28 protein-coding genes are annotated in these 24,085 nt (G+C 51.7%); 13 read left to right on the top strand and 15 right to left on the bottom strand.

What is annotated here, in order from left to right:
* Nucleotides 1–12: 12 nt before the first annotated feature.
* The 7 genes from ACZND6_RS03195 to ACZND6_RS03165 all read right to left on the bottom strand — a co-directional run bounded on the left by ACZND6_RS03195 (nt 13) and on the right by ACZND6_RS03165 (nt 5,582).
* Nucleotides 13–459, bottom strand: coding sequence for a thioredoxin domain-containing protein (locus ACZND6_RS03195; RefSeq protein WP_008810865.1), 447 nt, complete (start codon nt 457–459; stop codon nt 13–15).
* Nucleotides 459–785: a HypC/HybG/HupF family hydrogenase formation chaperone gene (locus tag ACZND6_RS03190; protein ID WP_039895879.1), complete on the bottom strand. Its 327-nt coding sequence runs from the start codon at nt 783–785 to the stop codon at nt 459–461. The genes ACZND6_RS03195 and ACZND6_RS03190 overlap by 1 nt, the downstream gene beginning before the upstream one ends.
* Nucleotides 785–1,426: a HyaD/HybD family hydrogenase maturation endopeptidase gene (locus ACZND6_RS03185; protein WP_279174977.1), complete on the bottom strand. Its 642-nt coding sequence runs from the start codon at nt 1,424–1,426 to the stop codon at nt 785–787. Before ACZND6_RS03185 ends, ACZND6_RS03190 begins: the two co-directional genes overlap by 1 nt.
* Before the next feature lie 147 nt (nt 1,427–1,573).
* Nucleotides 1,574–1,921: a HigA family addiction module antitoxin gene (locus ACZND6_RS03180; protein WP_008810868.1), complete on the bottom strand. Its 348-nt coding sequence runs from the start codon at nt 1,919–1,921 to the stop codon at nt 1,574–1,576.
* A gap of 8 nt (nt 1,922–1,929) precedes the next feature.
* A complete protein-coding gene (gene cybH, locus ACZND6_RS03175) occupies nt 1,930–2,700 on the bottom strand; it encodes a Ni/Fe-hydrogenase, b-type cytochrome subunit (RefSeq protein WP_300874972.1) in 771 nt (256 codons plus the stop codon).
* Between the two features lie 12 nt (nt 2,701–2,712).
* Nucleotides 2,713–4,482, bottom strand: coding sequence for a nickel-dependent hydrogenase large subunit (locus ACZND6_RS03170; protein WP_293737242.1), 1,770 nt, complete (start codon nt 4,480–4,482; stop codon nt 2,713–2,715).
* Nucleotides 4,482–5,582 (bottom strand): hydrogenase small subunit, encoded by a 1,101-nt coding sequence (locus tag ACZND6_RS03165; protein ID WP_008810871.1) that lies wholly within the window; start codon nt 5,580–5,582, stop codon nt 4,482–4,484. The genes ACZND6_RS03170 and ACZND6_RS03165 overlap by 1 nt, the downstream gene beginning before the upstream one ends.
* 395 nt (nt 5,583–5,977) lie before the next feature.
* Here ACZND6_RS03165 and ccmA point away from each other — a divergent pair, with 395 nt between their 5' ends.
* The 9 genes from ccmA to ccmI (ACZND6_RS03120) are packed head-to-tail and all read left to right on the top strand — an operon-like array spanning nt 5,978 to nt 13,125.
* Complete coding sequence (gene ccmA, locus ACZND6_RS03160; RefSeq protein WP_293737243.1) at nt 5,978–6,673, top strand: cytochrome c biogenesis heme-transporting ATPase CcmA; 696 nt, start codon at nt 5,978–5,980, stop codon at nt 6,671–6,673.
* A gap of 2 nt (nt 6,674–6,675) precedes the next feature.
* The gene (ccmB, locus tag ACZND6_RS03155) at nt 6,676–7,344 is read left to right on the top strand and encodes a heme exporter protein CcmB (RefSeq protein WP_008810873.1); all 669 of its coding nucleotides are present in this window, start codon (nt 6,676–6,678) and stop codon (nt 7,342–7,344) included.
* A gap of 20 nt (nt 7,345–7,364) precedes the next feature.
* Nucleotides 7,365–8,102: a heme ABC transporter permease CcmC gene (ccmC, locus tag ACZND6_RS03150; protein WP_293737244.1), complete on the top strand. Its 738-nt coding sequence runs from the start codon at nt 7,365–7,367 to the stop codon at nt 8,100–8,102.
* Nucleotides 8,102–8,290, top strand: a complete 189-nt coding sequence (gene ccmD / locus ACZND6_RS03145) for a heme exporter protein CcmD (protein ID WP_008810875.1) — start codon at nt 8,102–8,104, stop codon at nt 8,288–8,290. The genes ccmC and ccmD overlap by 1 nt, the downstream gene beginning before the upstream one ends.
* Nucleotides 8,287–8,733, top strand: coding sequence for a cytochrome c maturation protein CcmE (ccmE, locus tag ACZND6_RS03140; RefSeq protein WP_008810876.1), 447 nt, complete (start codon nt 8,287–8,289; stop codon nt 8,731–8,733). Before ccmD ends, ccmE begins: the two co-directional genes overlap by 4 nt.
* Before the next feature lie 8 nt (nt 8,734–8,741).
* Nucleotides 8,742–10,697 (top strand): heme lyase CcmF/NrfE family subunit, encoded by a 1,956-nt coding sequence (locus ACZND6_RS03135; RefSeq protein WP_293737245.1) that lies wholly within the window; start codon nt 8,742–8,744, stop codon nt 10,695–10,697.
* A gap of 12 nt (nt 10,698–10,709) precedes the next feature.
* Nucleotides 10,710–11,246, top strand: a complete 537-nt coding sequence (locus tag ACZND6_RS03130) for a DsbE family thiol:disulfide interchange protein (protein WP_293737246.1) — start codon at nt 10,710–10,712, stop codon at nt 11,244–11,246.
* The gene (locus tag ACZND6_RS03125; protein WP_293737247.1) at nt 11,243–11,752 is read left to right on the top strand and encodes a cytochrome c-type biogenesis protein; all 510 of its coding nucleotides are present in this window, start codon (nt 11,243–11,245) and stop codon (nt 11,750–11,752) included. Before ACZND6_RS03130 ends, ACZND6_RS03125 begins: the two co-directional genes overlap by 4 nt.
* Nucleotides 11,749–13,125, top strand: a complete 1,377-nt coding sequence (gene ccmI, locus ACZND6_RS03120) for a c-type cytochrome biogenesis protein CcmI (protein WP_293737248.1) — start codon at nt 11,749–11,751, stop codon at nt 13,123–13,125. The genes ACZND6_RS03125 and ccmI (ACZND6_RS03120) overlap by 4 nt, the downstream gene beginning before the upstream one ends.
* An 83-nt stretch (nt 13,126–13,208) precedes the next feature.
* Here the strand turns inward: ccmI (ACZND6_RS03120) and ACZND6_RS03115 are convergent, their stop codons facing one another.
* A complete protein-coding gene (locus ACZND6_RS03115; RefSeq protein ID WP_418805448.1) occupies nt 13,209–13,994 on the bottom strand; it encodes a peptidylprolyl isomerase in 786 nt (261 codons plus the stop codon).
* 270 nt (nt 13,995–14,264) lie between these two features.
* Here ACZND6_RS03115 and ACZND6_RS03110 point away from each other — a divergent pair, with 270 nt between their 5' ends.
* Nucleotides 14,265–15,914: an ammonia-forming cytochrome c nitrite reductase subunit c552 gene (locus tag ACZND6_RS03110; protein WP_293737250.1), complete on the top strand. Its 1,650-nt coding sequence runs from the start codon at nt 14,265–14,267 to the stop codon at nt 15,912–15,914.
* 70 nt (nt 15,915–15,984) lie between these two features.
* The gene (gene ccmI / locus ACZND6_RS03105; protein WP_489524387.1) at nt 15,985–16,842 is read left to right on the top strand and encodes a c-type cytochrome biogenesis protein CcmI; all 858 of its coding nucleotides are present in this window, start codon (nt 15,985–15,987) and stop codon (nt 16,840–16,842) included.
* Here the strand turns inward: ccmI (ACZND6_RS03105) and ACZND6_RS03100 are convergent.
* From ACZND6_RS03100 to ACZND6_RS03070, 7 genes are all read right to left on the bottom strand, one after another.
* On the bottom strand, nt 16,839–18,707 hold the full coding sequence (locus tag ACZND6_RS03100) for a peptidase U32 family protein (RefSeq protein ID WP_489524386.1): 1,869 nt from the start codon (nt 18,705–18,707) through the stop codon (nt 16,839–16,841). The genes ccmI (ACZND6_RS03105) and ACZND6_RS03100 overlap by 4 nt on opposite strands.
* 63 nt (nt 18,708–18,770) lie before the next feature.
* A complete protein-coding gene (locus ACZND6_RS03095) occupies nt 18,771–19,418 on the bottom strand; it encodes an ankyrin repeat domain-containing protein (RefSeq protein WP_008863351.1) in 648 nt (215 codons plus the stop codon).
* Nucleotides 19,415–20,191 carry a TatD family hydrolase gene (locus ACZND6_RS03090; protein ID WP_021868019.1) on the bottom strand — a complete coding sequence of 259 codons (777 nt, stop codon included), beginning with the start codon at nt 20,189–20,191 and terminating at the stop codon, nt 19,415–19,417. The genes ACZND6_RS03095 and ACZND6_RS03090 overlap by 4 nt, the downstream gene beginning before the upstream one ends.
* Nucleotide 20,192: 1 nt before the next feature.
* Nucleotides 20,193–20,981, bottom strand: a complete 789-nt coding sequence (locus tag ACZND6_RS03085) for a UDP-2,3-diacylglucosamine diphosphatase (protein WP_293737253.1) — start codon at nt 20,979–20,981, stop codon at nt 20,193–20,195.
* On the bottom strand, nt 20,982–21,473 hold the full coding sequence (locus ACZND6_RS03080; protein ID WP_008810888.1) for a peptidylprolyl isomerase: 492 nt from the start codon (nt 21,471–21,473) through the stop codon (nt 20,982–20,984).
* Between the two features lie 17 nt (nt 21,474–21,490).
* Entirely contained in the window at nt 21,491–22,048 is a 558-nt protein-coding gene (locus ACZND6_RS03075) for a peptidylprolyl isomerase (RefSeq protein ID WP_008810889.1), read from the bottom strand.
* Nucleotides 22,049–22,102: 54 nt separating this feature from the next.
* Nucleotides 22,103–22,663, bottom strand: a complete 561-nt coding sequence (locus ACZND6_RS03070; protein ID WP_008863347.1) for a tetratricopeptide repeat protein — start codon at nt 22,661–22,663, stop codon at nt 22,103–22,105.
* Between the two features lie 196 nt (nt 22,664–22,859).
* Between ACZND6_RS03070 and ACZND6_RS03065 the strand changes: the two genes are divergently transcribed.
* Together ACZND6_RS03065 and ACZND6_RS03060 are read left to right on the top strand one after the other, a co-directional pair.
* Nucleotides 22,860–23,603, top strand: a complete 744-nt coding sequence (locus tag ACZND6_RS03065) for a Crp/Fnr family transcriptional regulator (RefSeq protein ID WP_293737254.1) — start codon at nt 22,860–22,862, stop codon at nt 23,601–23,603.
* A 107-nt stretch (nt 23,604–23,710) separates the two neighbouring features.
* On the top strand, nt 23,711–24,058 hold the full coding sequence (locus ACZND6_RS03060) for a cytochrome c3 family protein (protein ID WP_293737255.1): 348 nt from the start codon (nt 23,711–23,713) through the stop codon (nt 24,056–24,058).
* The last annotated feature ends 27 nt before the right edge of the window (nt 24,059–24,085 follow it).

Below are 24,085 nucleotides of genomic sequence, written 5' to 3'. Positions count from 1 at the left end.
TTATAGGTTTAGTTAGATGGAACGAACAGGGATGCCAACGGAGGGCGGATAGTGCGGTTCGCTGTGCATGATTTCGTCAGCTTCACGAACTAAATCCGCCCAAAGGCGCAGTCCGTCAACCGCACCTAAATATTTGCCGTCGCGGAAAAAGACCAAAGCAGGCCAGCGTTTGAAGCCGTAAGTTACGGCAAGTTTTCTGGCGTTAGGAGGTCCGACCACTGCTTTGTGTTCGATCAAGCCGCAGCTTTTTGCCAATTCCGGCGCAATCACGAGTGCGTCCATGGTTTCTTTCATGCGGTTCGGGTCTTCAATAAAAACAACCATCGAAAGGCCCGGTTTCTGCAGAAACTGCGGGAAGGTATCCTTGTCGCAGCTTTCAAAACCATGTTCGTTGACCATTCTTAAAAACAAAGGATGGCTGTAGAGGTCAATCTTCGGGGAAGTGCCCATCAGTTCCATCAGTGCTTCTCCTTTTTATCGAGTTGGGCTTGGAGGTGCGGAGGCAACTTGCCGGTATTGGCGACGATATCTGCGAATGCATCTTCGACGTCAGGTGTCTGACCGTTCATGGCTGCTTCCAGTGCATCGAGCGCTGCATCGACCTGACGAGCCCGTTCTTCTGTAATTTTTTTCGTTCCCATTCCGTTCCAAGCCAGAACCCATTCGCCGATTTGGACATCTCCGAGCATCAGGACGTCGAGGTTTTCGGTTTGGCCGCGGCCGGAGCAGACAGCTCTGCCGGGATAGGGCAGAGACTCAACCTTCATTGGAATTCCGATACACATTATTTGTCTGCCTTTGCGACAAAGCGCGCAAAACGGATATCGCCGTCTCTGCAGGCTTCTTCTGCCGAGGGACGTCCGCTTTCGTATTGATCAATATTTAAGCAGGGCGCATCCATCAGCGCCGGAGCGATTTCGTCTTCGGAACGAACACGAAGTCCGACGTTCCATCCGCGGACGATCTCATAGCCGTCGCGAACTGCCTCATCGACTTTTCCTTTTGCTTCTGCAGATAAGGAGCCGCCGTAGTCGTCCAGGAGAACCGGCTGGAAGCCGACGACAGCAATATCGTTCGGCATAGCGCCTCGAACCGCCGCTGCGACCAGGAGGTCATTCATGCCGGTCTGATGCGGAGAAATCTTGGTAGCAGTCCAAAGTTTGACATCGTCGTTGCGAAGGACACGGAGTTCGCCGGGTTTGCCTTTGAAGTCGCAGCAGTCAAAAATCAGGAGTTTTTCTGCTCGGCAGATTCTGTCGTAGAGATACATACCGAGTGTGCCGCCGTCTGCAATAACGTTATTCGGATCGGTAAAGGCGTACTTGTCGTTGAAAGCTTCAACGACTCTGACTCCGAAGCCTTCGTCTGCCCAGAGGATGTTTCCGATCCCCAGGATCAGACACGGAATATCTTTGAGGTTTTGCATATCTAGAATTGCCACCGTTATGGTTACAGGTTCTTAATATGCCACTAGTATAGTTACAAAATTTAAGTAAAACTACGGAGAAAACGGATTAATTGTCCGCCCAAAATGGTTTTTTTGATGGGTTTCTTCGCTTTTCCTCCAATAAATCTAGCTGATTTTCTCTTCTGCATTCTCATTCTCAAGCGCCTGATGAATGTCCCAGCGCATTTGCAGAGAGAGCCAGAATTCTGGATCGGTATGGAAGTATCGGGATAAGCGAATCGCCGTGTCGGTTGAAATCGAGCGTTTTCCGACGATGAGCTCGTTGATGCGGCGCCGGGAGACGCCGATAGCCTGTGCAAGTTCGGCTTGTGAAATTCCGAGAGGCTCTAAAAAACGCGATTCCAGAAATGCGCCCGGATGAGGTGCACTTCTGGAAGAACGTGAAATACGGCCTCGCAGCGGAGGAATTCCTCCGCTGTTTTGGCCGTTAGTTTGATCCGAAGATCTTGCCATGAGAAAGCCTAGGCTTTGTTGGCAGAAGAAGCATTCGGGATGTCAGAAGGCGGAATGTCTTCGTTACCCGGCTGACGGATCGGTTCCTTGAAGAAGCGGATACCGTTGATCATCGTAGAAACCTGTGTGCCGCCGCCCATGATGTCTTCACGGAAGCTCATGTAAAGGTGAGCGCAGAGGAAGATGAGCAGGTAGTACATCAGAAGATGATGGAAGGTACGCACCGGCTGAGGACCGCCGAGCCATGCTGTAACCCAGCCGAACCAGGACATCCAGCCTGTATCCCATCCCCACTGTTCGGCGTAGAGGCCTAAACCGGTCAGGATGATCAGGATGGAGCCGAGGACGTACATGAGACACATGGCCGTCTGAGCCAGAGGGTTATGACCCACATATTCCTTCGGGTGTTTGTTCAGGAAAAGGTAATAGAGGGCGGTGCCGAAAATACCTTTAATCCATTCCATATCCCAGAAAGGAAGGATGAAGATCATACGGGAATACTTGTTGCCGACGAATGCCCAATAAATACGATAGAGCATCAAAATGGCGAACAGCATGCCGCAAACCAAGTGCAGCAGGATGATATTCCCGAAGAAGTAGGTGTCCCAAGTGGTGGCGTAGTTAGCAATCGGCGGCCAGCCAATCAGGAAACCCGTAATGACCAGCATGAAGAATGCGGCGCACTGAGCCCAGTGCCAGAAGCGTACAGGTGCTTCGTACACGTACACGGGTTCAATCGGGCCTTCCTCAATGCTGTATGCCCATTTCGAGATTTTCATAAAACCTCCTAATTAGCGGACTTGAACTTTGCAGAGTTCCTCACCGCTGGTCGACATGACGTGAGTTGCGCAGGCCAAGCACGGGTCAAAGCTATGGATCGTACGCAAGATTTCGAGAGGCTGATCAGCCACGGCAACAGGTGTGCCGAGCAGAGCGGCTTCGTATGCACCGAGCTGGCCCTTGGTGTCACGCGGAGAAGCATTCCACGTAGACGGAACAACAGCCTGCCAGTTTTCGATCACGCCGTCTTTAATAACGCACCAGTGTCCGAGGGCACCGCGCGGAGCTTCGCACTGACCGACGCCTTTGCATTCTTTCGGCCAAGTACTCGGTTCCCATTTATCCATGTTGGCAGCGACTTCGTCACCGGCCTTGATGTTGGCTTCGAGTTCATCAACGTATTCGAGCATGAGCTGAGCGCACATCTTGGCTTCCAAACCGCGGCAGAGGGTACGGCCGAGTGTGGAGAAGAGAGCTTCGACAGGTACGCCGGCCTGAGCAAGAGCGCGGTCGACGAGTTCTTTCTGGCGCGGCATCTTCTTGGCGTAGGCGACAACCATACGTGCAAGGGGACCGGTTTCCATAGCGTGTCCGTTCCATCTCGGAGCTTTGATCCAAGAGTAGCGGGCGTTTGTGGTGAGCCACTTGATGTCGGTCTTGGTGCCTTCGTAATCGACGCCGGCTTTGCCGAGGTCGAAGTTCGGGTCGGTGATACCTTCCCAAGGATGCAGACCTTCGTCGGGTTTCGGATAAGAGTACCAAGAGTGATCAACGAATTCTTTGATCTGGTTGGGATCCTTAAGGTCAACCGGAAGAATCTGGTCGAACTTGCCGTCGATAACGGCGCCGTTCGGCATAACGAGGCTCTTTTCGGACATATCGTTGGCATATGCCGGGAAGTCGCCGTAGCAGAGCAGATTCTTGTTGGCGAGGCCTCCGCCGATCTTGTACCAGTCTTTGTAGTAGGCCTGCATAGCCATCAGGTCAGGATAGTAGACTTCATCGATGAAGCGGATGGTGGACTTAGCCACGTCGCGCAGGAAGTTCATCCAAACCTGGTTGATCATGATGCCCTGGGCACCTGTGTCGCTCATGTTAATCGGGCAGGGAACGCCGCCGACCAGATAGTTCGGGTGGGGGTTCTTGCCGCCGACGATAGCGTGGACCTTAACGATTTCGCGCTGGAAGTCCAAGCTTTCGAGATAGTGAGTAACGCCCAGAAGGTTGATTTCCGGAGGAAGCTTGTAGGCGGGGTTGCCCCAGTAAGCGTTAGCAAAAATACCGAGCTGGCCGCTGGCGACGAATGCTTTCAAGCGGTCCTGAACTTCTTTGAAGTAAGCAGGAGAGGAGAGAGCATGCGTGGAAATGGACTGCTGGATTTCGCTGGTCTTCTTCGGGTCGGCGCTCAAAGCGGAGACGACGTCAATCCAGTCGCAGCCGTGGAGCTGATAGAAGTGAGTCAGGTGATCCTGGCTGTACAGCGTAGCGTTCATCAGGTTGCGGATGATGTTGGCGTTCTTCGGAATCTGGATTCCGAGAGCGTCTTCAACCGCGCGAACGGCAGACAGAGCATGAATACCGGTGCAGACGCCGCAGACGCGTTCCACAAAGGCCCATGCATCACGGGGGTCGCGTCCCTTCAGAATGACTTCAAGACCGCGCCACATCGTGCCGGTTGACATTGCGTCGACGATGACATTGTTTTCATCGAGGACGGCCTGCATACGTAAGTGACCCTCGATTCGGGTTACAGGGTCAACAACAACTTTCTTATTTGCCATTATTCATTTACTCCCATGTCCTTGTTGACTTCTTTTGACTTGGCGCGAGCGACGGCGCTTGCAGCGGCGTGAACAGCCACAGCGGCACCCATAACGCCAAGAGCAGCCAAGCCTACGCGGTCAGCAGTAGCCTGGATGCCAAGACCCCAGCTCGGAGGCAGGATGGTCGGTTCGTGAGCGTAGAAGCTGCCCTTATCCCAGAAGTTGTCTTCGGAGCAGGCCAAGCACGGATGTCCGGATTCAACTGGCCAAGACAGCATGTCGTTCCAACGGATAGAAGAGCAGGAGTTGTAAGTGACAGGTCCCTTGCAACCGACCTTGTAGAGGCAGTAGCCGAGTTTGGCGCCGATGTCGTCGAATTTTTCAACGAACTGACCTGCGTCGAAGTGAGCGCGGCGATAGCACTTATCGTGGTTGCGCTGGCCGTAGAACATCTTCGGACGAAGCTGAGCGTCAACCGGAGGCAGACGGTCATATGTCAGCATGTAAGTGATGACGCCTGTCATGACTTCCGGAATCGGGGGGCAGCCTGGTACGCGGATAATCGGCTTATCCTTGATGACATCTGTAATAGGAACAGATTTTGTCGGGTTCGGTTTGGCTGTGTTGATGCAGCCCCAGGAAGAGCAGGAGCCCCAGGCGATAACGGCCTTTGCGCCTTTAGCAACGTGCATCAGTTTTTCAAGGAAGGGTTTGCCGCCGGGCAGACAGAACATGCCGTCAGCACCGAGGCAGGGAGATCCTTCAACAGCCAGGATGTAGTTGCCGTTGAATTTCTTCATGACGTCTTCGAGGGCCTGGTGGTCTTGTTCACCGGCAGCGACCATCAGTGTGTCGTCGTAGGCTAGAGAAATCATCGAAAGGATGACGTCTTTGGTCAGCGGATGGTAGGAACGAATGAAAGATTCAGTACAGCAGGTACATTCCAGGCCGTGGAGCCAGATAACCGGAGTACGTGGTTTAGTTTCCATCGCGTGGGCGATGTCCGCTGCGCCGTTTGCACCGAGTCCGAGGGAAGCGGCTGTCAAAGAGCAGAATTTAAGGAAACTGCGTCTTGAGACACCTTGCCGCCGCATCAATTGATAGTTAGTTTCTGTCATAGAAGCATCTTCTCAGTAGTTGCCGGGGTTGTTAAAACTCACACTCCCGGGAAGGATTTCCCAGGGAACTTAGGGATATTCTAAGCATTTTCCCTATAAATGGTAAGTAATTAAGTCAATTAAATTTATATGTAAAAACAGTAAGTTGTCTTAAAAATTCAAATAAAAATGTTACACCTACCGTTACACCGACAACAAATCAGCCTCTTGACACTTCAAATCTGAATCCGATTTTTCATTTTTGTCTTTTGATCCGAATTTAACAAAACGCCCCGGAATTCCGCAGTCGTAAGCCTGCGGTAGTTCACGGTTTGCATTTTTACAACTCGTTATAAGGTTTGTTTAATCGTCGATTCTTAAAATTTTTCGCATCCGGATCCCATTTATAAAAATTTATGTCAGAAGAGAAAGCCAAGCTTGAGCTTCAGTTGGTTCGATGCGTACGCGGAGAGCGGCTGCTGTTTTCCAAGCTGAATTTCCAGTGCTCTGCCGGCACCCTGGTCCGTATTGCAGGACCCAACGGCACAGGCAAGACCAGTCTCCTGCGTCTTCTTGTCGGCTTAATGCAGCCCCAGGAAGGTCAAATCCTTTGGAAAAACGAACCCATTAAAAAGCTCAAAGAAGAGTTCTGGAAAGATCTCGTTTACATCGGGCACTTAAACGGTGTCAAAGACGAGCTCACTGCCCGAGAAAACCTCCTTATTAATTGTGAGATCGGGGAGCATCCGGTCACTAAAGAACAGGCTGATCACGCACTCGCAATGGTGGGTCTTGAAGGCTTTGAAGATCACTACACGCGTCACCTTTCTCAAGGTCAGAGAAGACGCGTTGCACTTGCCCGTCTTTACCTTAGCCGCCACGCAGGATTCTGGGTCTTAGACGAACCTTTCACAGCTTTGGACGTTAAAGCCGTGGCAAATTTAGCCAATCTAATTGCCGAGCATGTTAATGAAGGCGGAATTGTGGCTTTTACGACGCACCAGGAAGTTCCGATTGCAGCCAATAATGTTCAGCGCATCGAACTGACGGGCGGCCGCTGGTTGAACGGCAGGATGGTTAAAAAACACGATTTGGCAGGAGAGGTGGCTTAATCATGTTTCGATTATTCTTAGCCGTTGTTCGGCGGGATCTCAAATTAGCCCTCCGTCAAAAATCTGATGTTTTAAACACGGTCTTCTTCTTTATTGTGGTTGTGACCTTGGTTCCGCTCGGAATCGGACCCGATCAGCAGCTCTTGAGAATGATTGCACCCGGCGTCGTCTGGGTTGCAGCGCTCTTAGCCGCTTTGCTTTCACTCCCGCGTCTTTTTGCCAATGACTATGCAGACGGAACATTGGAGCAGATGCTTCTTTCCGGTGAGCCTTTAACGGTTATCGTCATCGCAAAAGTCTTTGCGCATTGGCTCACCACCGGTATTCCTCTTACATTAATCTCCGGCTTGTTTGCGCTCATGTTCGACCTACAGGCCGATGTTGCGCTGGTCATGATGAGTTCGCTCTTTATCGGTACGCCGGTGCTGAGTTTAGTGGGCAGTGTCGGAGCTGCGCTCACACTCGGACTAAGAGGCGGAAGCGTATTGACGTCGCTTCTCGTTCTTCCCCTGTATATTCCTGTTTTGATTTTCGGCGCCGGAGCTGCAGAAGCAGTGGCAGTCGGGATTAACTCAGCCGCTTATTTCTTTATTGTCGGCGCGCTCACGCTCTTCTCTTTAGTCGTGATGCCTGTCGCAACCTCAGCAGCGCTGAGATTTGCATCGGATTAATTTGCTTTTTTGGACGCATTATGAAAACTAACAAGTCAATCCTTACTCCTGAGGGGATGTACAGTTTTGCCGGAAGGGCGCTGCGGCCGTGCTTTATTTTGGCCATTATCGTCATTCTTGCGGCGATGTATGTCGGCTTTTTTCTGGCACCGGTCGACGCAACACAGGGCAACTCCTACCGCATTCTTTATATCCACGTCGCCTGCGCCTGGATGGCCATGCTGCTTTATGTGGTGATGGCGATCTTCTGCTCTTTGGGCCTGATTACAGAAAACCGCCTTTGGCCGATGGTTGCCGCCTCTTTAGCACCGACCGGCTGTCTGATGGCCTTCCTTGCACTTTGGACCGGCTCTCTCTGGGGACGCCCGACATGGGGCGCCTACTGGGTTTGGGACGCGCGGCTTACCAGTGCCTTGATTCTGTTCTTCTTCTATTTAGGTTATATCGCTCTGCAGAACGCCAATCCCGATTGGCGCCGCGCTGATAAGGCCTGCGCGGTGATCGGCATTGTCGGCGTGATCAACGTACCCATCGTTTACTTCTCCGTTCAGTGGTGGAACACGCTTCATCAGGGGGCTTCCATTACAGCTTCGGGTTCCTCTATTCATCCGGTGATGCTTTGGGCTCTGGCTCTGATGGTCATCGGTTTTTGGCTTTACACCTTTGCAGTGACCTTCGTCCGTCTGCGTTCTGTGATTTTGGAGCGCGAACGCAATCAGGAATGGGCACAGCAACTTGCGCTTAAAGGAGAACTGTAATGGGTCAGTGGTCCGGAATTTCAGATTTCTTTGCGATGGGCGGTTATGCACAGTACGTGTGGGGCGCCTACGGAATGGTTTTCTTTTGTTTTATTTGCGAAGTGTTCGGGCTGGTGCGCAGAAGACAGAAAGCGGCAAAAGAGCTGCTGATGGAAGCACGCGCGCACCAAGCTGAGGAGGATTTATGAACAGCACACAGAAAAAACGTCTCGGGCTCATAGCCGGAGGCTTAATAATTTGCGGTGCCGCTGCGGCCCTGGTTTTCAATGCATTTGAAGAGAACCTCGTGTTTTTCTTCTCCCCTTCCCAGGTAGCAGCTCATGAAGCGCCGGAAGGCAGAGCATTCCGCATCGGCGGATTTGTACAGGAAGGTTCCGTTCAGCGTCAGAAAGACGGCGTGACGGTTCGCTTCGAGGTGACGGATACGGCTCATACCGTTCCCGTGACATACAAGGGCAGCCTGCCCGATTTGTTTAAAGAAGGCAAGGGCGTGGTCGCTCAGGGAAAACTGCAAAACGGTGTTTTTGTGGCTGACCAAGTCTTAGCAAAACATGACGAGAACTATATGCCGCCCGAGGCTGAAAAAGCCGTGCAGGACGCGCATAAGAAAGCTCGCGCCATGAAAGAGTAGGAGTTGAAATGATTGCAGAGTTAGGTCATTTTTCCTTGATCTTGGCCCTGATTGCGGCCCTGATCCAAGGTTTTCTTCCCTTGGCGGGTACCGCACTAGGCGTGCGCAGCTGGGTTAACGTGGCTCGTCCGGCCGTGTTTGCCAACGCTGTTTTCTGCACGTTCGCATTCTGCTGTTTGGCTTGGTGTTTCTACACAAGTGACTTCTCCGTCATGAATGTGGCAAACAACTCCAACAGCATGCTGCCGTGGTTCTACCGTTTGTCAGCCACTTGGGGCTCTCATGAAGGCTCCATTCTTTTCTGGACACTGCTGCTGGCTCTTTGGGGCTTAGCGGTTGCCCTCTGTTCTCGCCGCCTCCCGCAGGACGTGATGGCCCGCGTCATCGGCGTTATGGGTCTGATTTCCGTCGGCCTGACGCTTTTCATGCTCCTTACCAGTGACCCGTTCATTCGTCTGTTCCCGGCTGCTCACGAAGGCCGAGACCTGAACCCGCTGCTGCAGGACCCGGGCATGGTTTTCCATCCGCCGCTGCTTTATATGGGTTACGTCGGTATGGTCGTTCCTTTTGCGTTTGCCGTTGCTGCTTTGATCGGCGGCCGCCTGGACGCAGCTTGGGCTCGCTGGACCCGTCCTTGGACAAGCGCAGCTTGGATTTTCCTGACCCTCGGTATTTCCTTAGGTTCCTACTGGTCTTACTACGAATTAGGCTGGGGCGGCTGGTGGTTCTGGGATCCGGTTGAAAACGCTTCCTTCATGCCGTGGCTCACAGCAACCGCACTGCTTCACTCTTTAGCCGTGACCGAAAAACGCGGCTGCTTCAAGATTTGGACCGTTCTTCTGGCTCTGATCACTTTCTCTCTGTCGCTGCTCGGCACTTTCCTCGTCCGTTCCGGCGTGCTCACCAGTGTGCACGCTTTCGCGACCGACCCGCAGCGCGGCCTCTTCATTCTCGGACTCCTCGTTCTGGTGATCGGCGGCTCTCTGCTTCTATTTGCCTGGAGAGCACCTAAAGTCGGTACCGGCGGCGCCTTCGAACTGTTCTCTCGAGAAGCGATGCTGCTTGTGAACAACGTGCTTCTCGTTGTCGCCATGCTGGCCGTCCTCTTGGGTACGCTCTATCCGCTGTTTATTGACGCGCTGAATGCTGGCAAGATTTCCGTCGGACCACCTTACTTTGATTCCGTTTTCGGACCGATCATGGTGCCTGTGATTCTTCTCATGGGTATCGGGCCACTGGTACGCTGGAAAGACGCCAAGATTTCCGACATCGTCAAACGTACGGCCTGGTGCTTTATCGCCGCAGTGATTCTCGGCGCTGCCACCCCGCTGATCAAAGGCTGGAGCACCTGGCTCTTTGTCGGTCTGACGCTCTCTTGGTGGGTCTTATTCACCTTCATTGAATCTTTGCGTGAAAACATCCGCAACTTCAAGGGTAATTTCTTCGGCAAGATCTTCAAACTCTCCCGCTCTTGGTGGGGCATGATGATTGCGCACTTGGGTGTTGCCGTTTCCATCGTCGGTATCGGCATGGTCATGACGTACTCTCTGGAGCGCGACGTCACGATGACGCCGGGCCACGAGGTCAACGTCGGTTCTTACGACTTCAAGTTTGAAGACGTCAAACGCGGTATCCGCGGCCCGAACTACATCGCTGACGAAGGTGTGTTTAAGGTCACGGAAAACGGCAAAGAAGTTGCGACCCTGACACCTCAGAAACGCAAGTACTTCTCCAGTCAGATGCCCATGACCGAAGCAGCGATCAGCTCTTCGATTACCGGCGACGTCTACGTATCCATGGGTGACCAGACCGTCGACGGCGCATGGGTGGTTCGCGCCTACGACAAGCCTTTCGTGACATGGATTTGGTGGGGCACGCTCATCATGTCTCTCGGTGCTTTTATCGCCATGCTGGATAAACGCTACAGAACTCGCCGCCGCGCCCGCAGCGCCCAGGCAGAGTAGGGGATTTGAATCATGAAAATGAAATATGTTCTTCCGCTGGTCATCTTCCTGGCGCTGGCGGTCTTCCTCATGGTGGGTTTGAACCGCGACCCGAGAGAAGTGCCTTCTCCGCTGATCGGAAAACCTGCACCGGAGTTTTCTCTGCCGAGACTCGATGACCCGAACAAAGTTGTCTCTAAAAAGGACATGCTGGGCCAGGTCTGGCTGCTGAATGTTTGGTCCTCCTGGTGCGGTTCCTGCCGCCAGGAACATCCGACCATGGTTAAGGTCGGCAAGGGCGGCCAGAAGATCGTCCCGATCATCGGCTTAGATTACAAGGATAAGGATGCCGACGCGATGCGCTTCCTGCGCCAGGGCGGCGACCCTTATGACTTCTCCATCAAAGATCCGACCGGTGAAGTGGGCATCAACTTCGGTGTCTACGGTGTTCCCGAAACCTTTGTGATTGATAAGAAAGGCGTGATTCGCTACAAGCAGATCGGCCCGATCACCCCGGAAGCCTGGGATAAGAAGATTCATCCTCTCATCAATCAACTGAAAACAGAATGATGAAGAAATTTTTACTCGCGCTGTTTTTTACAGCTTTTGCACTGACCGGAGTTCATGCTCATGCACAGCAGAGTCCGGCACAGCCTGACGTCAAGCCGACGATTCTTGATCCTGTGGCAAACAAACGCGTGGCAGAAATTTCTGCCCAGCTGCGCTGCCTGGTCTGCCAGAACCAGTCAATCGCCGACAGTAATGCCGAGCTTGCGATGGACCTTAAAAAACAGGTCGTCAAACAGATCGCAGAAGGCAAGACGAATCAGCAGATTATCGACTTCATGGTCGACCGTTACGGAGACTTCGTTCTCTACAATCCGCCTTTCAAGATGAGCACGCTTCTGCTTTGGCTCGGACCGATTCTTTTCCTGGTTCTCGCCTTGGGCGGACTGTTCTACACGATGGCAAAACGCAAGAAACTTAAACCCGTCGAACTGACGGAAGAACAAAAACGACGTGCCGAAGAGCTCCTTCGCGGAACTGAACCGGCGAAAAGGAGAGATGCCAAATGATGACATTTTTACTTTCAGCCGGAGCGATGATCATCGTCCTGCTTTTGATCATCTGTATTCCGCTGCTGACATTCCGTAAAAAGGACACGGGCGCCGAAGTGCTTCCTCAGGCTAATATTGCGATCTATCGCGACCAGTTCAAAGAACTGGAAGACGAATTGGCCCGTGGCGCAATTTCTCAGAATGAATATGACGAAAGCCGTCTCGAGCTCGAGCGCCGCGTGATTGAAGAATCCGTTCCTGAAAAGCAGGTCGAACCGACCAATCAAAAAGCCGGCGTTTACACGGTTTTTGTCTTGGTTCTGGTTGTTCCTTTCTTTGCCGTGGCTATGTGGGCTGCTACACAGCATCTCGGTGACTTCCGCTTAGACGGCGGTATCAATGAAGGCGTGGTGGATTACAACACCGGTACGGTTGTCCGCCAGGCCGGCGAAATGCACGACATGGATTCCGCACTGAAGAAGCTGCGTGATCATCTCAGAGAAACTCCGGGTGACATTCAGGGCTGGATGATGCTCGGACGCACCATGCTGACCATGAAGAATTACAAGGAAGCCGAAGCTGCCTTTACTAAGGCCGATCAGCTGGCTCCGGGCAATCCTGCCATCATGGTTGACTTGGCTGACGCGATTGCGATGGTTCAGGGTCAGGATCTCAGCGGCAAACCTTGGGAACTCGTACAGAAAGCCCTCAAGATTGATCCGACCAACTGGAAAGCTCTGATGATGGGCGGCACCGATTACTTCAACCGCGGCGACTATCGTCACGCAGTGATGTATTGGGAACGTCTTCTCGGCACGCTTTCTGCGAACGACGATATGCGTGCAGCCGTGATCGGCAGTATTCAGGAAGCCCGTAAACTCGGCAATATTGTCGGACCGGTTCAGGATACGCTGGATTTCGGCAACCCTGTCAATAAGGATGATAGAGCCGTCCCGATGATGAGCCAGATGATGAAGAACGGTTCTGCTCCGATGGGACAGACACCGGTTCCCGCACAGGCGATGAAGGCGACGCATTTCATTTCCGGCGTGGTGGAACTGGATCCGAAACTGGAAGAGCAGGCAGCCAAATTTGACACGCTTTACGTGACGGCTCGTCCGGCAAGCGGCAGCCGAGCACCGATTGCTCAGCTCAAGGTCAAAGTACTGAGCTTCCCGGTTCACTTCAAACTTGACAACACCATGTTTCCGCCGATGGATATGGGCGGCGGCACTTTGGATGAACATGAAAGCGTCATGATTACCGCACGTCTGGGCAATTCTCAGCAAATGATGCCTGCGAACGGAGATCTGGAGGGTCAGACCTCCGCTCCTGTTAAGGTCGGCGCTGACGATGTAACGCTCAAGTTAACGAATGTGATCGCTCGCTAACAAAACGAACGGAGAAGATTTCCTTCTCCGCTTAAACGCAAAAAACCGGCTTCGCGCCGGTTTTTTGCTGGGTTCCGAATGGATTATTTGCCGTATTCGATCTTATTGGTCTTCATCAGTTCATTGAGGAAGTTTTGCTGTTTTTTCAGCTCCAGACCTTCGCGGATCTGATCCTTAACAGAGTCGTAAGTCGGGAAGGGGACTTCCTTAACATCGTTGACCTTGATGATGTGCCAGCCGAATTCGGTTTTAACCGGTGCCTTGGAAATTTCGCCTTTCTTCATGTTCTTGACGGCGTCGGCAAACGGTTTTACAAATACCGCAGGACGGTTCCAGCCTAAGTCTCCGCCGCTTTCTTTGGCGCCGGTGTCAACAGAAAATTCTTTGGCTAAAGCAGCGAAGTTGCCGCCGGCAGCCAGTTTCTTTTCAATATCCTCAGCGGTCTTCTGATCTTTGACTAAAATGTGGCTGATTTCATATTCTTTATTGCCAAGGGCTGCTTTTTCCTCTTCGTAGCGGGCCTTGATTTCTTTTTCGCTGACCGGATGCTTAGCCATCTCATCTCTCAGAAGCGCTTCCTGAAGAATGCGGAACTTGGCGTAATCCAAAGCGAACTTGACTTTGGGATCGTCAGAAATCTTGCGTTTTGCGGCTTCCTGTTCAACCAAAGCGTTGGCCACTAAGTTTTCGGTAATCTGACGGCGTGCTTCCGGAGTATCTTTACCCCCGTTTGCAACCAGCTGGGCGACCCATTCGTCTTGGAGAGACTTAGGAATCGGTTTGCCGTTAACGGTGGCAATGTTCTGAGCAGAGACGGCGAAAGCCGCGGATGCCAGGGCCAGAGCAGCCAAAAGTTTAATTTTTTTCATGAAGCTACCTTCTTGCTAAGAAATCAAATTTTCCCGTTATTTTATTGATTTAATTTCCGCACGGTCGACCCTTCCCGTGTTTTGGGAATAAAACGCGAAATGGCTACGACATTGTTCTTACCTCTGAAGAGGTAGATAAGAGAGAAATTAGGAGGTACACCCCTTTTTAAGGTTGAATTAAGACTAATAAGACTTCAAACTTACATTGTGAACAAATATTTCGGTTCACATACACCAAGAAAAAGTTTCGGTCTTTTTAAGGACTTAAAAATGACAAAAATGCCCCTTTTTCCTTCTATCCTCGCTTTGGCATTGATCGGGTACTTTGGCGTTTCTTATGCAGCTCCGGCTCAGAATGATGCGAACTGTACCGCCTGTCACTCCAACATCGGCACACTGCACACTGGTTCCAAACATGCGAACCTCCCATGCGCAACCTGCCATGACGGTACTGCCAACCATTTAAAGAACCCTAAGACTCACCCGACGGTTTCCATGAGTCCGCAGCAGTGCAGCAGCTGCCACCCGAATCAATTCGAAACGATGTACAAGGTTAACGATCATCGTATCGCTCGCGATTCCAAGAAGAATTTGAACAACATCTCTCCGAACCCCTTCTTTGATGAAGCACTCGGAGCTCACGGCTTTGTGAAAGAACACAACCTGCCGAGATCGCACGCCTATGCAGCAGTCGACCAGTTTATTGCCGACCGCTCCTTCGGCGGCCGCTTCCAACCGAAAGAAGGCTGGCTCTTCAGCGGTGACAACAGCGGTTTCTTCGGCGTCTGGGAAAAGATCGATGATACGATCCCCGGCAACGCTCAGAAGCCTCATAAACCCGGTACTGCAGCCGCAGCCAACCCTGTTTGCTGGACCTGCAAATCTACAGACGTCATGATGGACTGGGCCTACTTGGGCGACCCGAACACTAAGGCCAAGTGGAGCCGTGCTTCCAACCCGGTCGATCTGGTTCACAACATCAACCATGCTTTGAACTGCAACATGTGCCATGACCCGCACAGTGCTCAGCCCCGTATCGTTCGCGACGCATTGATCCAGGCCATGACTCGTACCGACTACCCGACACTTTATTCGGAATCCGCCAACAAGACTCCGATTGAAGTTAAGGATATGGGTCTTCGCGGCTTCACCCGCAAGATCGCCATCCTCGGCAAACCCGACAGCAAACTCATGTGCGCACAGTGCCACGTTGAATACAACTGCAACCCGGGTACCGATCCTGCTACCGGCAAGCCCATCAAGATGGACGACCCGCGCACGAACCTCTTCCCGCTGGTTGATGTCACCCGCATTGAAGACTTCTACAAACATGCTTCTTTCAAGGACTTCAAGCACAATCAGACCGGCGCTCTTCTAACCAAGATGCAGCACCCAGACACCGAAGTCTATTGGAACTCCAAGCATGACCAAATGGGCGTCGGCTGCGCAGCCTGCCACATGCCGAAGGTTAAAGATGCAAACGGCAACGTTTACACCTCTCACTGGGCAACCACACCGCGTGCATATATCCAGGAAACCTGTCTGCAGTGTCATAAGGACAAGACCGAAGCTCAGATGAACAAGGTTCTTGACTCCATGAATGCTCACTACAACGGCAAACTTCGTGAAGCCGAAGCCTCCATGGGCCAGATGTTCATCGCCTTCAGACAGGCTAACGACGCCGGTGTTGATCCTGCCGTTATCAAACAGGCTCAGGATCTCCACTCTGTTGCTCATACCAACTGGGAATGGTGGACCGCTTCCAACGGTTCTTGGTTCCACAATATGCCTCAGGCTAAAGAGTCCCTGGCAAAATCCGTGGCCGCCTCTCAGAAAGCAACAAAACTTCTCCGCGACGCAGTTGCTGCTAAAGTTGCTGCACAAGCTCAGCCCCAGGCTCAGCAGACCGCCCAGAAGTAATTTGATTTAATCTTTCGTCAAACCGGTTAACCGCCGGTTTGACGGATAAACCTAAAAGCAGGAGTTGTGAATGTCCTCCGACCTTATCTTTTGGATCTGCGCCGCAGCACTGCTTCTGCTTTTAGAAGTTTGTCTTTATATCGGCCTCCGTTCTTCTTCTAAAACGGAAGTCGAAAACACAGGGCTCAATCGCCTGGTTTATCAGGATCAATTCCAAACCCTGAATCAAGAATTGGCCGAACACAGAATCTCCAAAGCTGTCTACGACGCAGAACTTTCCGAGCTTGAGGCCAGGGCAGTCGAGGAAACCGCAACTCCCAACGTTGCATACCGCAATCCGAGCTGGGTAAAGCCGGTTTCTATTTTTCTTTTTCTCCTCATTCCCTTAACCGCTGTTTTCCTTTATTTTTCCTGGGCTAATCCTTCCCTTGTAACTTATAAAGGAACACCGGAAGCGCTGGCAGCTGCACAGTCGGCCGACCGGATCGGACAACTCAAGACTTTCCTTAAAGAAAGCCCTAGAGCGGTTCGTGCGTGGCTTGCGCTGGCTGATGAATTCGGGAGGGAGGGGCAATATAAAGAGGCCGTAAATGCGATGAATGAGGCCTTTCACGTATCTCCGAACGGAGTTGCCAAAACGGCGGATTATCGCGTTCAGCGCGCTGTCTTTGCCCTAGAAACGTCGGATCCCATGCTCCGCTCTCAGGCAGTATCTGATCTTGAGCAAGCCGTAAAGCTGGAGCCCTCCAACATTCGAGCGCTTGAGCTCGGCGGAATCGTGGCTTACCAAAGTGGTCAATACAGCAAAGCAGTCGAATTTTGGCAGGAGCTGCTGCTTCTGACGCCTCAGGGTTCTCCGGCGTATTCGCGGCTCTTGGATGCCATCTCGGATGCCAAGAACCGTGCTCAAATGAACTTCAGGTTTTAGACCTTCGTAGTCAACGACATTTCGCACGGCTTGCAGTGGAAGTGAGCCGTGAGTTCAATTTTGCCGTTTCGAAGCTTCAGCGGAGTCGGTTTGATTTTCTCGCCGCGCAGCTTGCCTTGTTTCGGACAGATGTTCAAAGCGTGACGAATGCAGTAGCGGCAGCGCATGACTTCTGTTTCGCCTTTATGCTGTCCTTTCTCAAAGGCAGGTTCGGTGACTTGAGTTCCGTGAAGTTTGTAAAACTCAAGCGCCTTCTTGTTCATGACATTGCCGTGATAGTCCAGTTCTTTAACCGGGAAGACGGCGGATGTATCATCTCCTGCCTGCGGAAGAATTTCTCTCTTTTGAGAACGATCCTCTTCCAAGCGAGAGATCAGCTCTCTGCGAAGACCGTTAAGCACAGAAGCGCTCATAAAACTGGGATGATCTCCCTCAATTTGGATATTGTCGGCAACAAAGTCGGTGGAGCCGAGTTTGCCCAAGGCGCGCAGAACCTGTTCTTTGACTGCCTGCGGATTCTTGGCTTCCGGGAGAGGTTCTAAAAGAGAAACCTCGGATTGATGACCGTGACCGTCATCGGCACGGATATCGATGCCGTTCGGGCCGACGGAAGCCTCGATGCGAATCGGGATCTTTCTGAGCGCCGTCTCGGCATTCATTCGTTTAAGCCAAGCTGCGTCTTTATTGCGCATTAAGCGGAGGCCTTCTTTCAGGCCGGTGATTCGGCTGCAGGGCTCGCGCGTGAAGACTTCCCAAAGACCGGTGTCTTTTTGTTCGGCACGATTGATCAGAAGCCCTGAGAGTTCATCCGTGTCGGTAAAGAAAGTCAGGCCGTCGCCGTTATGGAGTTCTTCTTTGGTTTTAACGAGGAAGGAGCGGTCGTTAACTTTGACGACCTGGCCGATGACGGCGCCGGAATTTTTCGGCGTGCTGAAGGCCTCCATATGGTCGCTGCGGCCGTTGACAAAGTAGTCGGTTGCTCCTCGGTTGAAAGCGTTCTCGAGCGAGGGCTCAAAGTTAAATTCGACTTTTCCGTCGCTCTCAGCTTCGAAGTCCGGGTGCTTTTCCAGCCAAGCATCAAGTTCTCGACGATAGAAAGCAGTCGTGTTCTTGACGTAAGTCAGGTCCTTGTATCTGCCTTCAATCTTGAAGCTGCGAACGCCGGCGGCAATGAGGGCGTCTAGGTTCTGAGACTGGTTGTTGTCTTTCAAGGAAAGGAGATGTTTGCCGCGGCTGATAGATTTGCCTTCCTCGTCAAAGAGGTCAAACGGGAGGCGGCAGATTTGCGCGCAGTCTCCGCGGTTGGCGCTCCGGCCTTTAAAGGCTTGACTGGCGTAGCATTGACCGCTGTAGCTGACGCAAAGCGCGCCGTGAATAAAGAATTCAATTCGGGCGGTTTTCAGCGCTTCAGCCATCTCTTGGATCTGCCCCAAAGTCAGTTCACGAGCAGGGACGATCTGAGAAAAGCCGATGGATTCCAGAAACACGGCTTTTTCCGTGGTGCGGATATCGCACTGAGTGGATGCATGCAGCTGGATCGGCGGCAGATCGCACATCAGCAGTCCCATGTCTTGAACGATCAGCGCATCAACGCCTGCGTGGTAAGCCTGATGGGCGAGCCTTACGGCCTCCGGCAGTTCCTCATCGGAAAAGATCGTATTCAGTGCCATATAGACACGTCCGTTGAAACGGTGCGCGAAGGAAGCAAGACGCTCTATTTCCGACATGGAGTTCCCGGCATTGGCGCGGGCGCTGAAAAGCGGTCCGCCGATATAGACGGCATCAGCGCCGTGTTTGAAGGCTTCGATGCCGATATCGCAGGTCTTGCAGGGAGCGAGAAGTTCGAGAGTACGGGACGGTGTCATGGTTTATTAAAAAACCGGCCCATCGGGATGGATGGGCCGTGAGTGATAAGTTTGTGCTGCGAATTAACGGCAGTGATCGTATTTCAGAAGATTCTGCACTTCAGTCGAATTGCCGCGCTGTTTGGCAATATCGTACGGAGCGAGTTCATCGTTGGTACAGTAATCCTTGCGGGCTCCGGCATGCAAAAGGAGCTTGACTGTGTCAGCATCGGCTTCTCTGGCTGCCATGTAAAGCGGAGTGATGCCGCGAAGCGTTCTTGCGTTCACATCGGCGCCTTTGCTGATCAGGTACTTGACCATTTCCTTGTTGCCGGACGTGGCTGCGTAGTGCAGGGGAGACCAGTTTTTAGGATTGTTAACTGCGGCGCCGTGAGCAATTAACTTTTTCGCCACGTCGTTGTCTTTCAGGAAGATTGCGATCATCAGCGGGGTTTCTTTCAGTGTATTGGGCTGATCAACCTTGATGTTTTTCTGCTTAAGCAGCAGATCAATCACGTTGTTTGCATTCTTGCGGATGGCAAGCATTAAAAGCGGTTCGCCGGCACCGCTGGAGGTGACGGTATTCGGGTCGAGACCTTTCGCAAGCAGAGGAGCTAAGGCGTCGGCATCGTTTTTAAATGTGGCATCCACGGCATCGTCGTATGTCGTTGCGAATGCGGAAACCGATAAAAGGCAGGAAGCGGCAAGTAAAGCTAATTTGCGGTACATCATAGTAATTCAGCCTTGCTGAATAATCTGAAAAAGTTTTGGGTGGAATCTTCAGCTACTTTTTCGAGCGTCTCTCCCCGCAGAAAAGCGACCTTACGAGCAACGTAACGAACGTAGGAAGGTTCGTTGCGTTTTCCGCGGAACGGAATCGGAGCAAGGTAAGGACAATCGGTTTCTACGAGATAGCGATCGCTCGGAACCCAGGACGCGACTTCCTGAATCTGAGTTGCGTTCTTGAACGTGACGATACCCGAAAAAGAAAGATAGCCGCCGAGATCGAGCGCATCTTGAGCCATTTTCTTATCGCCTGTGAAGCAGTGGAGCACAAAGCCTGTCGAACCTGCGTCGTGCTCTTTTAACAGACGAATCGTGTCTTCCTGTGCGTCACGAGAGTGGACAATTACCGGCAGATTTGCCAGTTTTGCGGCCTCGATGTGGCGGGCAAAACGCTCGAGCTGAGCATCGTAAGGCGCTTCCTCATAGTAGTAGTCCAAACCGCATTCGCCGATGGCAACGACTTTCTGTGGTTTAGTGAGTCCGACGAGTTCTTCGATGCTCGCTTCATGGTCGTCATCCTTGGTACTCGGATGAACGCCGGCGGCGTACCAAACGTTTTTATGTGCATTGGCGAAATTTAAGCCCCGCTCGTAATCCTGAAGCGATGTGCCGGCGACTAAGGCGCCTCCGACTTCGGCCTCTTTCATGCGGGCAAAAACTTCGTCGATATCGAGCTGAAACTCAGCTCCGTCAATGTGAGAGTGTGAATCGATCAGCATTTCAGTCCAAATGTCCGAAATGAATATATCCGTTCTCGAAGCTCAGGTAGCCGCCGCGGGAACGACCGTTTTCGAAATCCCAGTCAGGCAGTACCCAGCGGTCGAAACGCGAGTCTTCATTGACGTGCGTATGGTGTGCAGGACGGTGGGTATGTCCGTGAATAATGATTTTGGTTCTATATTGTCGCACGGAACGGGCGACGTCATTGACGACGACATCCATGACTTCCTGGCTTTTTTCTTGGTTGTCATAGGCGCTCTGATTGCGCAGGCCTCCGGCCAAAGCGATACGGTGTTCAAGTTTTTCACCGAGGATCTGACGCTGGACATCGGGGCTGCGCAGGGTCGCACGGAACTGCTGATATTCAGGATCAAGCGTGCACCACATATCGCCGTGGGACAAAAGGATGTGATCAAATCCGACTTGAACCGGAATCGGGTCTGCAATGAGCTGAGCACCGGTGGCTGCGGTAAAACCTTTACCGAGCAGAAAGTCGCGGTTTCCGTGCATCACATAGATGCGGTGCCCGTTGAGGAAGAAAGCTTTGAGGGCTTCCAAAATGTCGGCATAGGCCGGAGCATGATCGTCTCCGGCCCAGAATTCGAAGAGGTCTCCGAGAATGACGAGCTCGGAGAAACGAGCGGCGTCGTTTTTGAGGAACTTGAAAAAGGCCTCCTTAGTTGCCGGTTTGTCGGCAGCTAAATGCAAATCGGCGATAAAGACGGGATTTTGCAAAGGAGGAATTTTGGAGAGACAGCTCTCAGCAGGAACAACGCCGTTGAATGACACTTAGATAACCTCAGCTTTTTCGATAACGACATCTTCGGTCGGGACATCGTCATACCAACCGACTCTACCGGTGCGGACTTTAGCGATCTTGTCAACAACATCCTGACCGGCAACAACCTTGCCGAATACGGCATAGCCCCAGCCCTGCATTGTTTCGCTCTTGAAATCGAGGAACTTGTTGTCGGCGACGTTGATGAAGAATTGAGCGCTGGCAGAATGCGGATCGTTCGTACGAGCCATAGCAATGGTGTACTTTTCATTGGACAAGCCGTTGTTGGCTTCGTTCTTGATCGGTTCGCGAGTGTCGACTTCGTCCATGCCAGGTTTGAAGCCGCCGCCCTGGATCATGAAGCCGGGGATGACGCGGTGGAAAATCAGGCCGTTGTAGTGGCCGTCTTTGACATACTGTTCGAAGTTAGAAGCAGTAACAGGTGCATTCTTGTAATCGAGTTCAATATCGATAGTGCCGAAGTTTGTAGTTAAACGGATCATTTCTTTTTCCTAAAAAATTACTTTAAAACTTTGACGGATTCGATGATGACGGGACGAACCGGGACATCATCCATGAAACCCTTGGATCCTGTCGGAGCACGGCCGATCTTGCGAACGACATCCATACCGGTGACGACTTCACCGAAAACAGCGTAACCGTCCTTCGTGGATGTGCCGTTAAGGAAGTCGTTGTCTTTCAGGTTGATGAAGAACTGGCTGGTAGCAGAATCAGGATTGTTCGTACGGGCCATTGCAATGGTACCGACGGTGTTTTTCAGACCGTTCTTATCTTCGAGTTTGATCGGAGCGTGCGTGCTCTTCTGATGCAGATTGCGGTCAAAACCGCCGCCCTGAATCATGAAGTTGTTGATGACGCGATGGAAAATCGTACCGTTATAAAAACCTTCTTTTGCATACTTGACGAAGTTAGCTACTGTCGTCGGAGCAGCTTTCTCGTTAAGGTTGACAACGATGTTGCCTTCCGAGGTAACGATTTCAACTTTAGGAGCAGCAAAGCAAACAGCAGAGGCAGCCAGCATTGCGGCGCCGAAAGCCAGTTTTTTGACATTAAACATGGAGTTAAATCCTAAAAAACATTCTGCAGGAGAATGCCTGCAGCAAAGAATAGATTAAGGAGCGGTCCGAATCGTCAGATCCTGAGCAATTTGAGCTTTTTCCTTTAAACGTCCGTTCTTGGGTGCCAAACGTGCCGCCTTGGCATACATATCGGCAGCTTTAGCAGCGTAAATATCACCGAGGTTGGAATAAGTCGTGACGGATGAGGCGTTGTTCATCAGCGCACGCTCCAGAAGATCCTGGGCGCGTCCGAGGTTGCCTTCGCCGGCATAGATGACGGCGAGGTTGTTGTAGGAATCTGCGATTTCGGGATATTCGCGAATCAGCTGTTCAAAAACTCTTTTTGCCTCGTCATTTTTCTTCGTTTCCATGAAGATAACGCCTCGAAGGAAGCGAAGGTTGACGTTCTGCGGATTGACAGCCAATTCTTTGTCTGCGAGATTCATGGCATCTGCGTATTTGCCTCGGCTGATCAGCTGGGATACCGAGCGGGCCGGATTCACAATGTCCGGGGTCTTATCACCGAAGAGCGGAACGCTATCCTGTGCGGAAACCTGAGCTGAAAGAAGCAAACCGGAGAGGACTGCACAACCGAAGATCAAGGGCAGACGCATATTGAACCTGTACTTATTGTTTGAACAAACTTACATGTTAGTCAAGATTCTATGGAATTCGGCTAAACAACGCAAAAATCAAGAATATTTACAACTGCGGAGACCGAATTCGGACTTTTCTCGGCCTCTGCTTAGAGAAAGTCACAAGTGCAAAAAATCCTGCGGGTGTGTAGTCTGAGGGTGACGGAAGGAGATCATGAGACAAGTTTTTCGCCAATTGCCGTGGATCCATCCTCAGATCGATCCGCGAATACAACAGTTCTTCAATCAGTACGGGCGTTATCTTCGCCTCAAGCAGGGCGCTTCGATTTTTAACGGCGGTGACGCAGGAGAAATCGCTTTGGTCCTCTGCGGCCTAGGCGTATTCTCGTTTCCGGATAAGCACCTTAAAAATCATTATCTTTCGCTTATCCCTCCCGGTTCCTTGATGGGAGACGTAGACGGTCTGACTCATGAGTCCGTTAACGTTTACGACAGTGCGTTTCGCGACTCGGAAGTTCGCTTGATCAAACGAGATATCTTCAGGGACTTCCTTATCCAAAACCCGGAGCTTTTGCATGCGCATACGCTGTCGGTGATTGCGCATCACGAATCCTGCATGGAAGCATTAATCGCCAACTCGACCTTAACGCTTCCCGATCGCCTTCAGGTTCTTTACGCAAGTCTGGCGGCTTCTTTCGGAAAAACCACAGAGAAAAAAAGTTTTGTCAGTATTCCGTTGACACTGACCGCTGTTGAGCTCTCAGCCTTTGTGAACGCCTCCCGACAATCGGTTTCTTCAGTTCATACGGAAATTGAGTCAAACGGAGACATCGTGAGAAAGAAAGGCGAAACGCAACTCTCTAAAAAGTTCATTGACGGCTGTTTTGACTGGCTGGAAAACGGAGTTCAACCATCCGTTCGCATTCGCAAAAGACGAGAAAAACCGTCAGCTTCCTGACACTTTTGGAGCGGCAGCAAAAGGGCATTGGTAAAAGTGTCAGATAGCTGACAACAAGTGTTGTTCATCATTTTTATATTGAAAACATCCTCGAACAAGGAAGAAAGATGAACAAACAATTAGTCGTATTAACCTTTGCAGCTTTTGGCGCATTTATGCTGAACGCCTCAGCCGCGGGCGTTGCAGACCTTCATGCAGCTAAAGGTCAGGACTGCGCCGCCTGCCACATGGAAGGCAAACCTTCGAGCTCAAATGTCTCCGAAGCCTCCTGTCAAAAATGTCATGGAGAAGAGTCTGCTGGCAAAGCTTTAGAAATCGAAGGCAAGAAGGTCGCCAACATTCACAAAACCCATTTCGATACGTTCGAATGCCTTCAGTGTCACAAAGGCCACTCTCAGTCCGTAATTGCCTGCGCCGAATGTCACAAAGGCGCACAAAGCATCCAAGTCCCTTAATTACTTAACTTCTCACCAAGGAGAATA

Source organism: Parasutterella sp. (assembly GCF_057870745.1).
This window is presented reverse-complemented; position numbering and strand designations above follow the sequence as displayed.

Coding starts and splice junctions, on each gene's coding strand:
- ccmC (WP_293737244.1), top strand. CDS start 7,365: ATGAAAACTAACAAGTCAATCCTTACTCCTGAGGGGATGTACAGTTTT.
- ACZND6_RS03090 (WP_021868019.1), bottom strand. CDS start 20,191: ATGCTGATCGATTCACACTCTCACATTGACGGAGCTGAGTTTCAGCTC.
- ACZND6_RS03095 (WP_008863351.1), bottom strand. CDS start 19,418: ATGATGTACCGCAAATTAGCTTTACTTGCCGCTTCCTGCCTTTTATCG.
- ACZND6_RS03075 (WP_008810889.1), bottom strand. CDS start 22,048: ATGTTTAATGTCAAAAAACTGGCTTTCGGCGCCGCAATGCTGGCTGCC.
- cybH (WP_300874972.1), bottom strand. CDS start 2,700: ATGAAAATCTCGAAATGGGCATACAGCATTGAGGAAGGCCCGATTGAA.
- ACZND6_RS03060 (WP_293737255.1), top strand. CDS start 23,711: ATGAACAAACAATTAGTCGTATTAACCTTTGCAGCTTTTGGCGCATTT.
- ACZND6_RS03125 (WP_293737247.1), top strand. CDS start 11,243: ATGATGAAGAAATTTTTACTCGCGCTGTTTTTTACAGCTTTTGCACTG.
- ACZND6_RS03115 (WP_418805448.1), bottom strand. CDS start 13,994: ATGAAAAAAATTAAACTTTTGGCTGCTCTGGCCCTGGCATCCGCGGCT.
- ccmI (WP_489524387.1), top strand. CDS start 15,985: ATGTCCTCCGACCTTATCTTTTGGATCTGCGCCGCAGCACTGCTTCTG.
- ACZND6_RS03190 (WP_039895879.1), bottom strand. CDS start 785: ATGTGTATCGGAATTCCAATGAAGGTTGAGTCTCTGCCCTATCCCGGC.
- ACZND6_RS03170 (WP_293737242.1), bottom strand. CDS start 4,482: ATGGCAAATAAGAAAGTTGTTGTTGACCCTGTAACCCGAATCGAGGGT.
- ACZND6_RS03065 (WP_293737254.1), top strand. CDS start 22,860: ATGAGACAAGTTTTTCGCCAATTGCCGTGGATCCATCCTCAGATCGAT.
- ACZND6_RS03195 (WP_008810865.1), bottom strand. CDS start 459: ATGGAACTGATGGGCACTTCCCCGAAGATTGACCTCTACAGCCATCCT.
- ACZND6_RS03185 (WP_279174977.1), bottom strand. CDS start 1,426: ATGCAAAACCTCAAAGATATTCCGTGTCTGATCCTGGGGATCGGAAAC.
- ACZND6_RS03110 (WP_293737250.1), top strand. CDS start 14,265: ATGACAAAAATGCCCCTTTTTCCTTCTATCCTCGCTTTGGCATTGATC.
- ACZND6_RS03080 (WP_008810888.1), bottom strand. CDS start 21,473: ATGATCCGTTTAACTACAAACTTCGGCACTATCGATATTGAACTCGAT.
- ACZND6_RS03100 (WP_489524386.1), bottom strand. CDS start 18,707: ATGACACCGTCCCGTACTCTCGAACTTCTCGCTCCCTGCAAGACCTGC.
- ACZND6_RS03165 (WP_008810871.1), bottom strand. CDS start 5,582: ATGACAGAAACTAACTATCAATTGATGCGGCGGCAAGGTGTCTCAAGA.
- ACZND6_RS03070 (WP_008863347.1), bottom strand. CDS start 22,663: ATGCGTCTGCCCTTGATCTTCGGTTGTGCAGTCCTCTCCGGTTTGCTT.
- ACZND6_RS03180 (WP_008810868.1), bottom strand. CDS start 1,921: ATGGCAAGATCTTCGGATCAAACTAACGGCCAAAACAGCGGAGGAATT.
- ccmD (WP_008810875.1), top strand. CDS start 8,102: ATGGGTCAGTGGTCCGGAATTTCAGATTTCTTTGCGATGGGCGGTTAT.
- ACZND6_RS03130 (WP_293737246.1), top strand. CDS start 10,710: ATGAAAATGAAATATGTTCTTCCGCTGGTCATCTTCCTGGCGCTGGCG.
- ccmI (WP_293737248.1), top strand. CDS start 11,749: ATGATGACATTTTTACTTTCAGCCGGAGCGATGATCATCGTCCTGCTT.
- ccmB (WP_008810873.1), top strand. CDS start 6,676: ATGTTTCGATTATTCTTAGCCGTTGTTCGGCGGGATCTCAAATTAGCC.
- ccmA (WP_293737243.1), top strand. CDS start 5,978: ATGTCAGAAGAGAAAGCCAAGCTTGAGCTTCAGTTGGTTCGATGCGTA.
- ACZND6_RS03135 (WP_293737245.1), top strand. CDS start 8,742: ATGATTGCAGAGTTAGGTCATTTTTCCTTGATCTTGGCCCTGATTGCG.
- ccmE (WP_008810876.1), top strand. CDS start 8,287: ATGAACAGCACACAGAAAAAACGTCTCGGGCTCATAGCCGGAGGCTTA.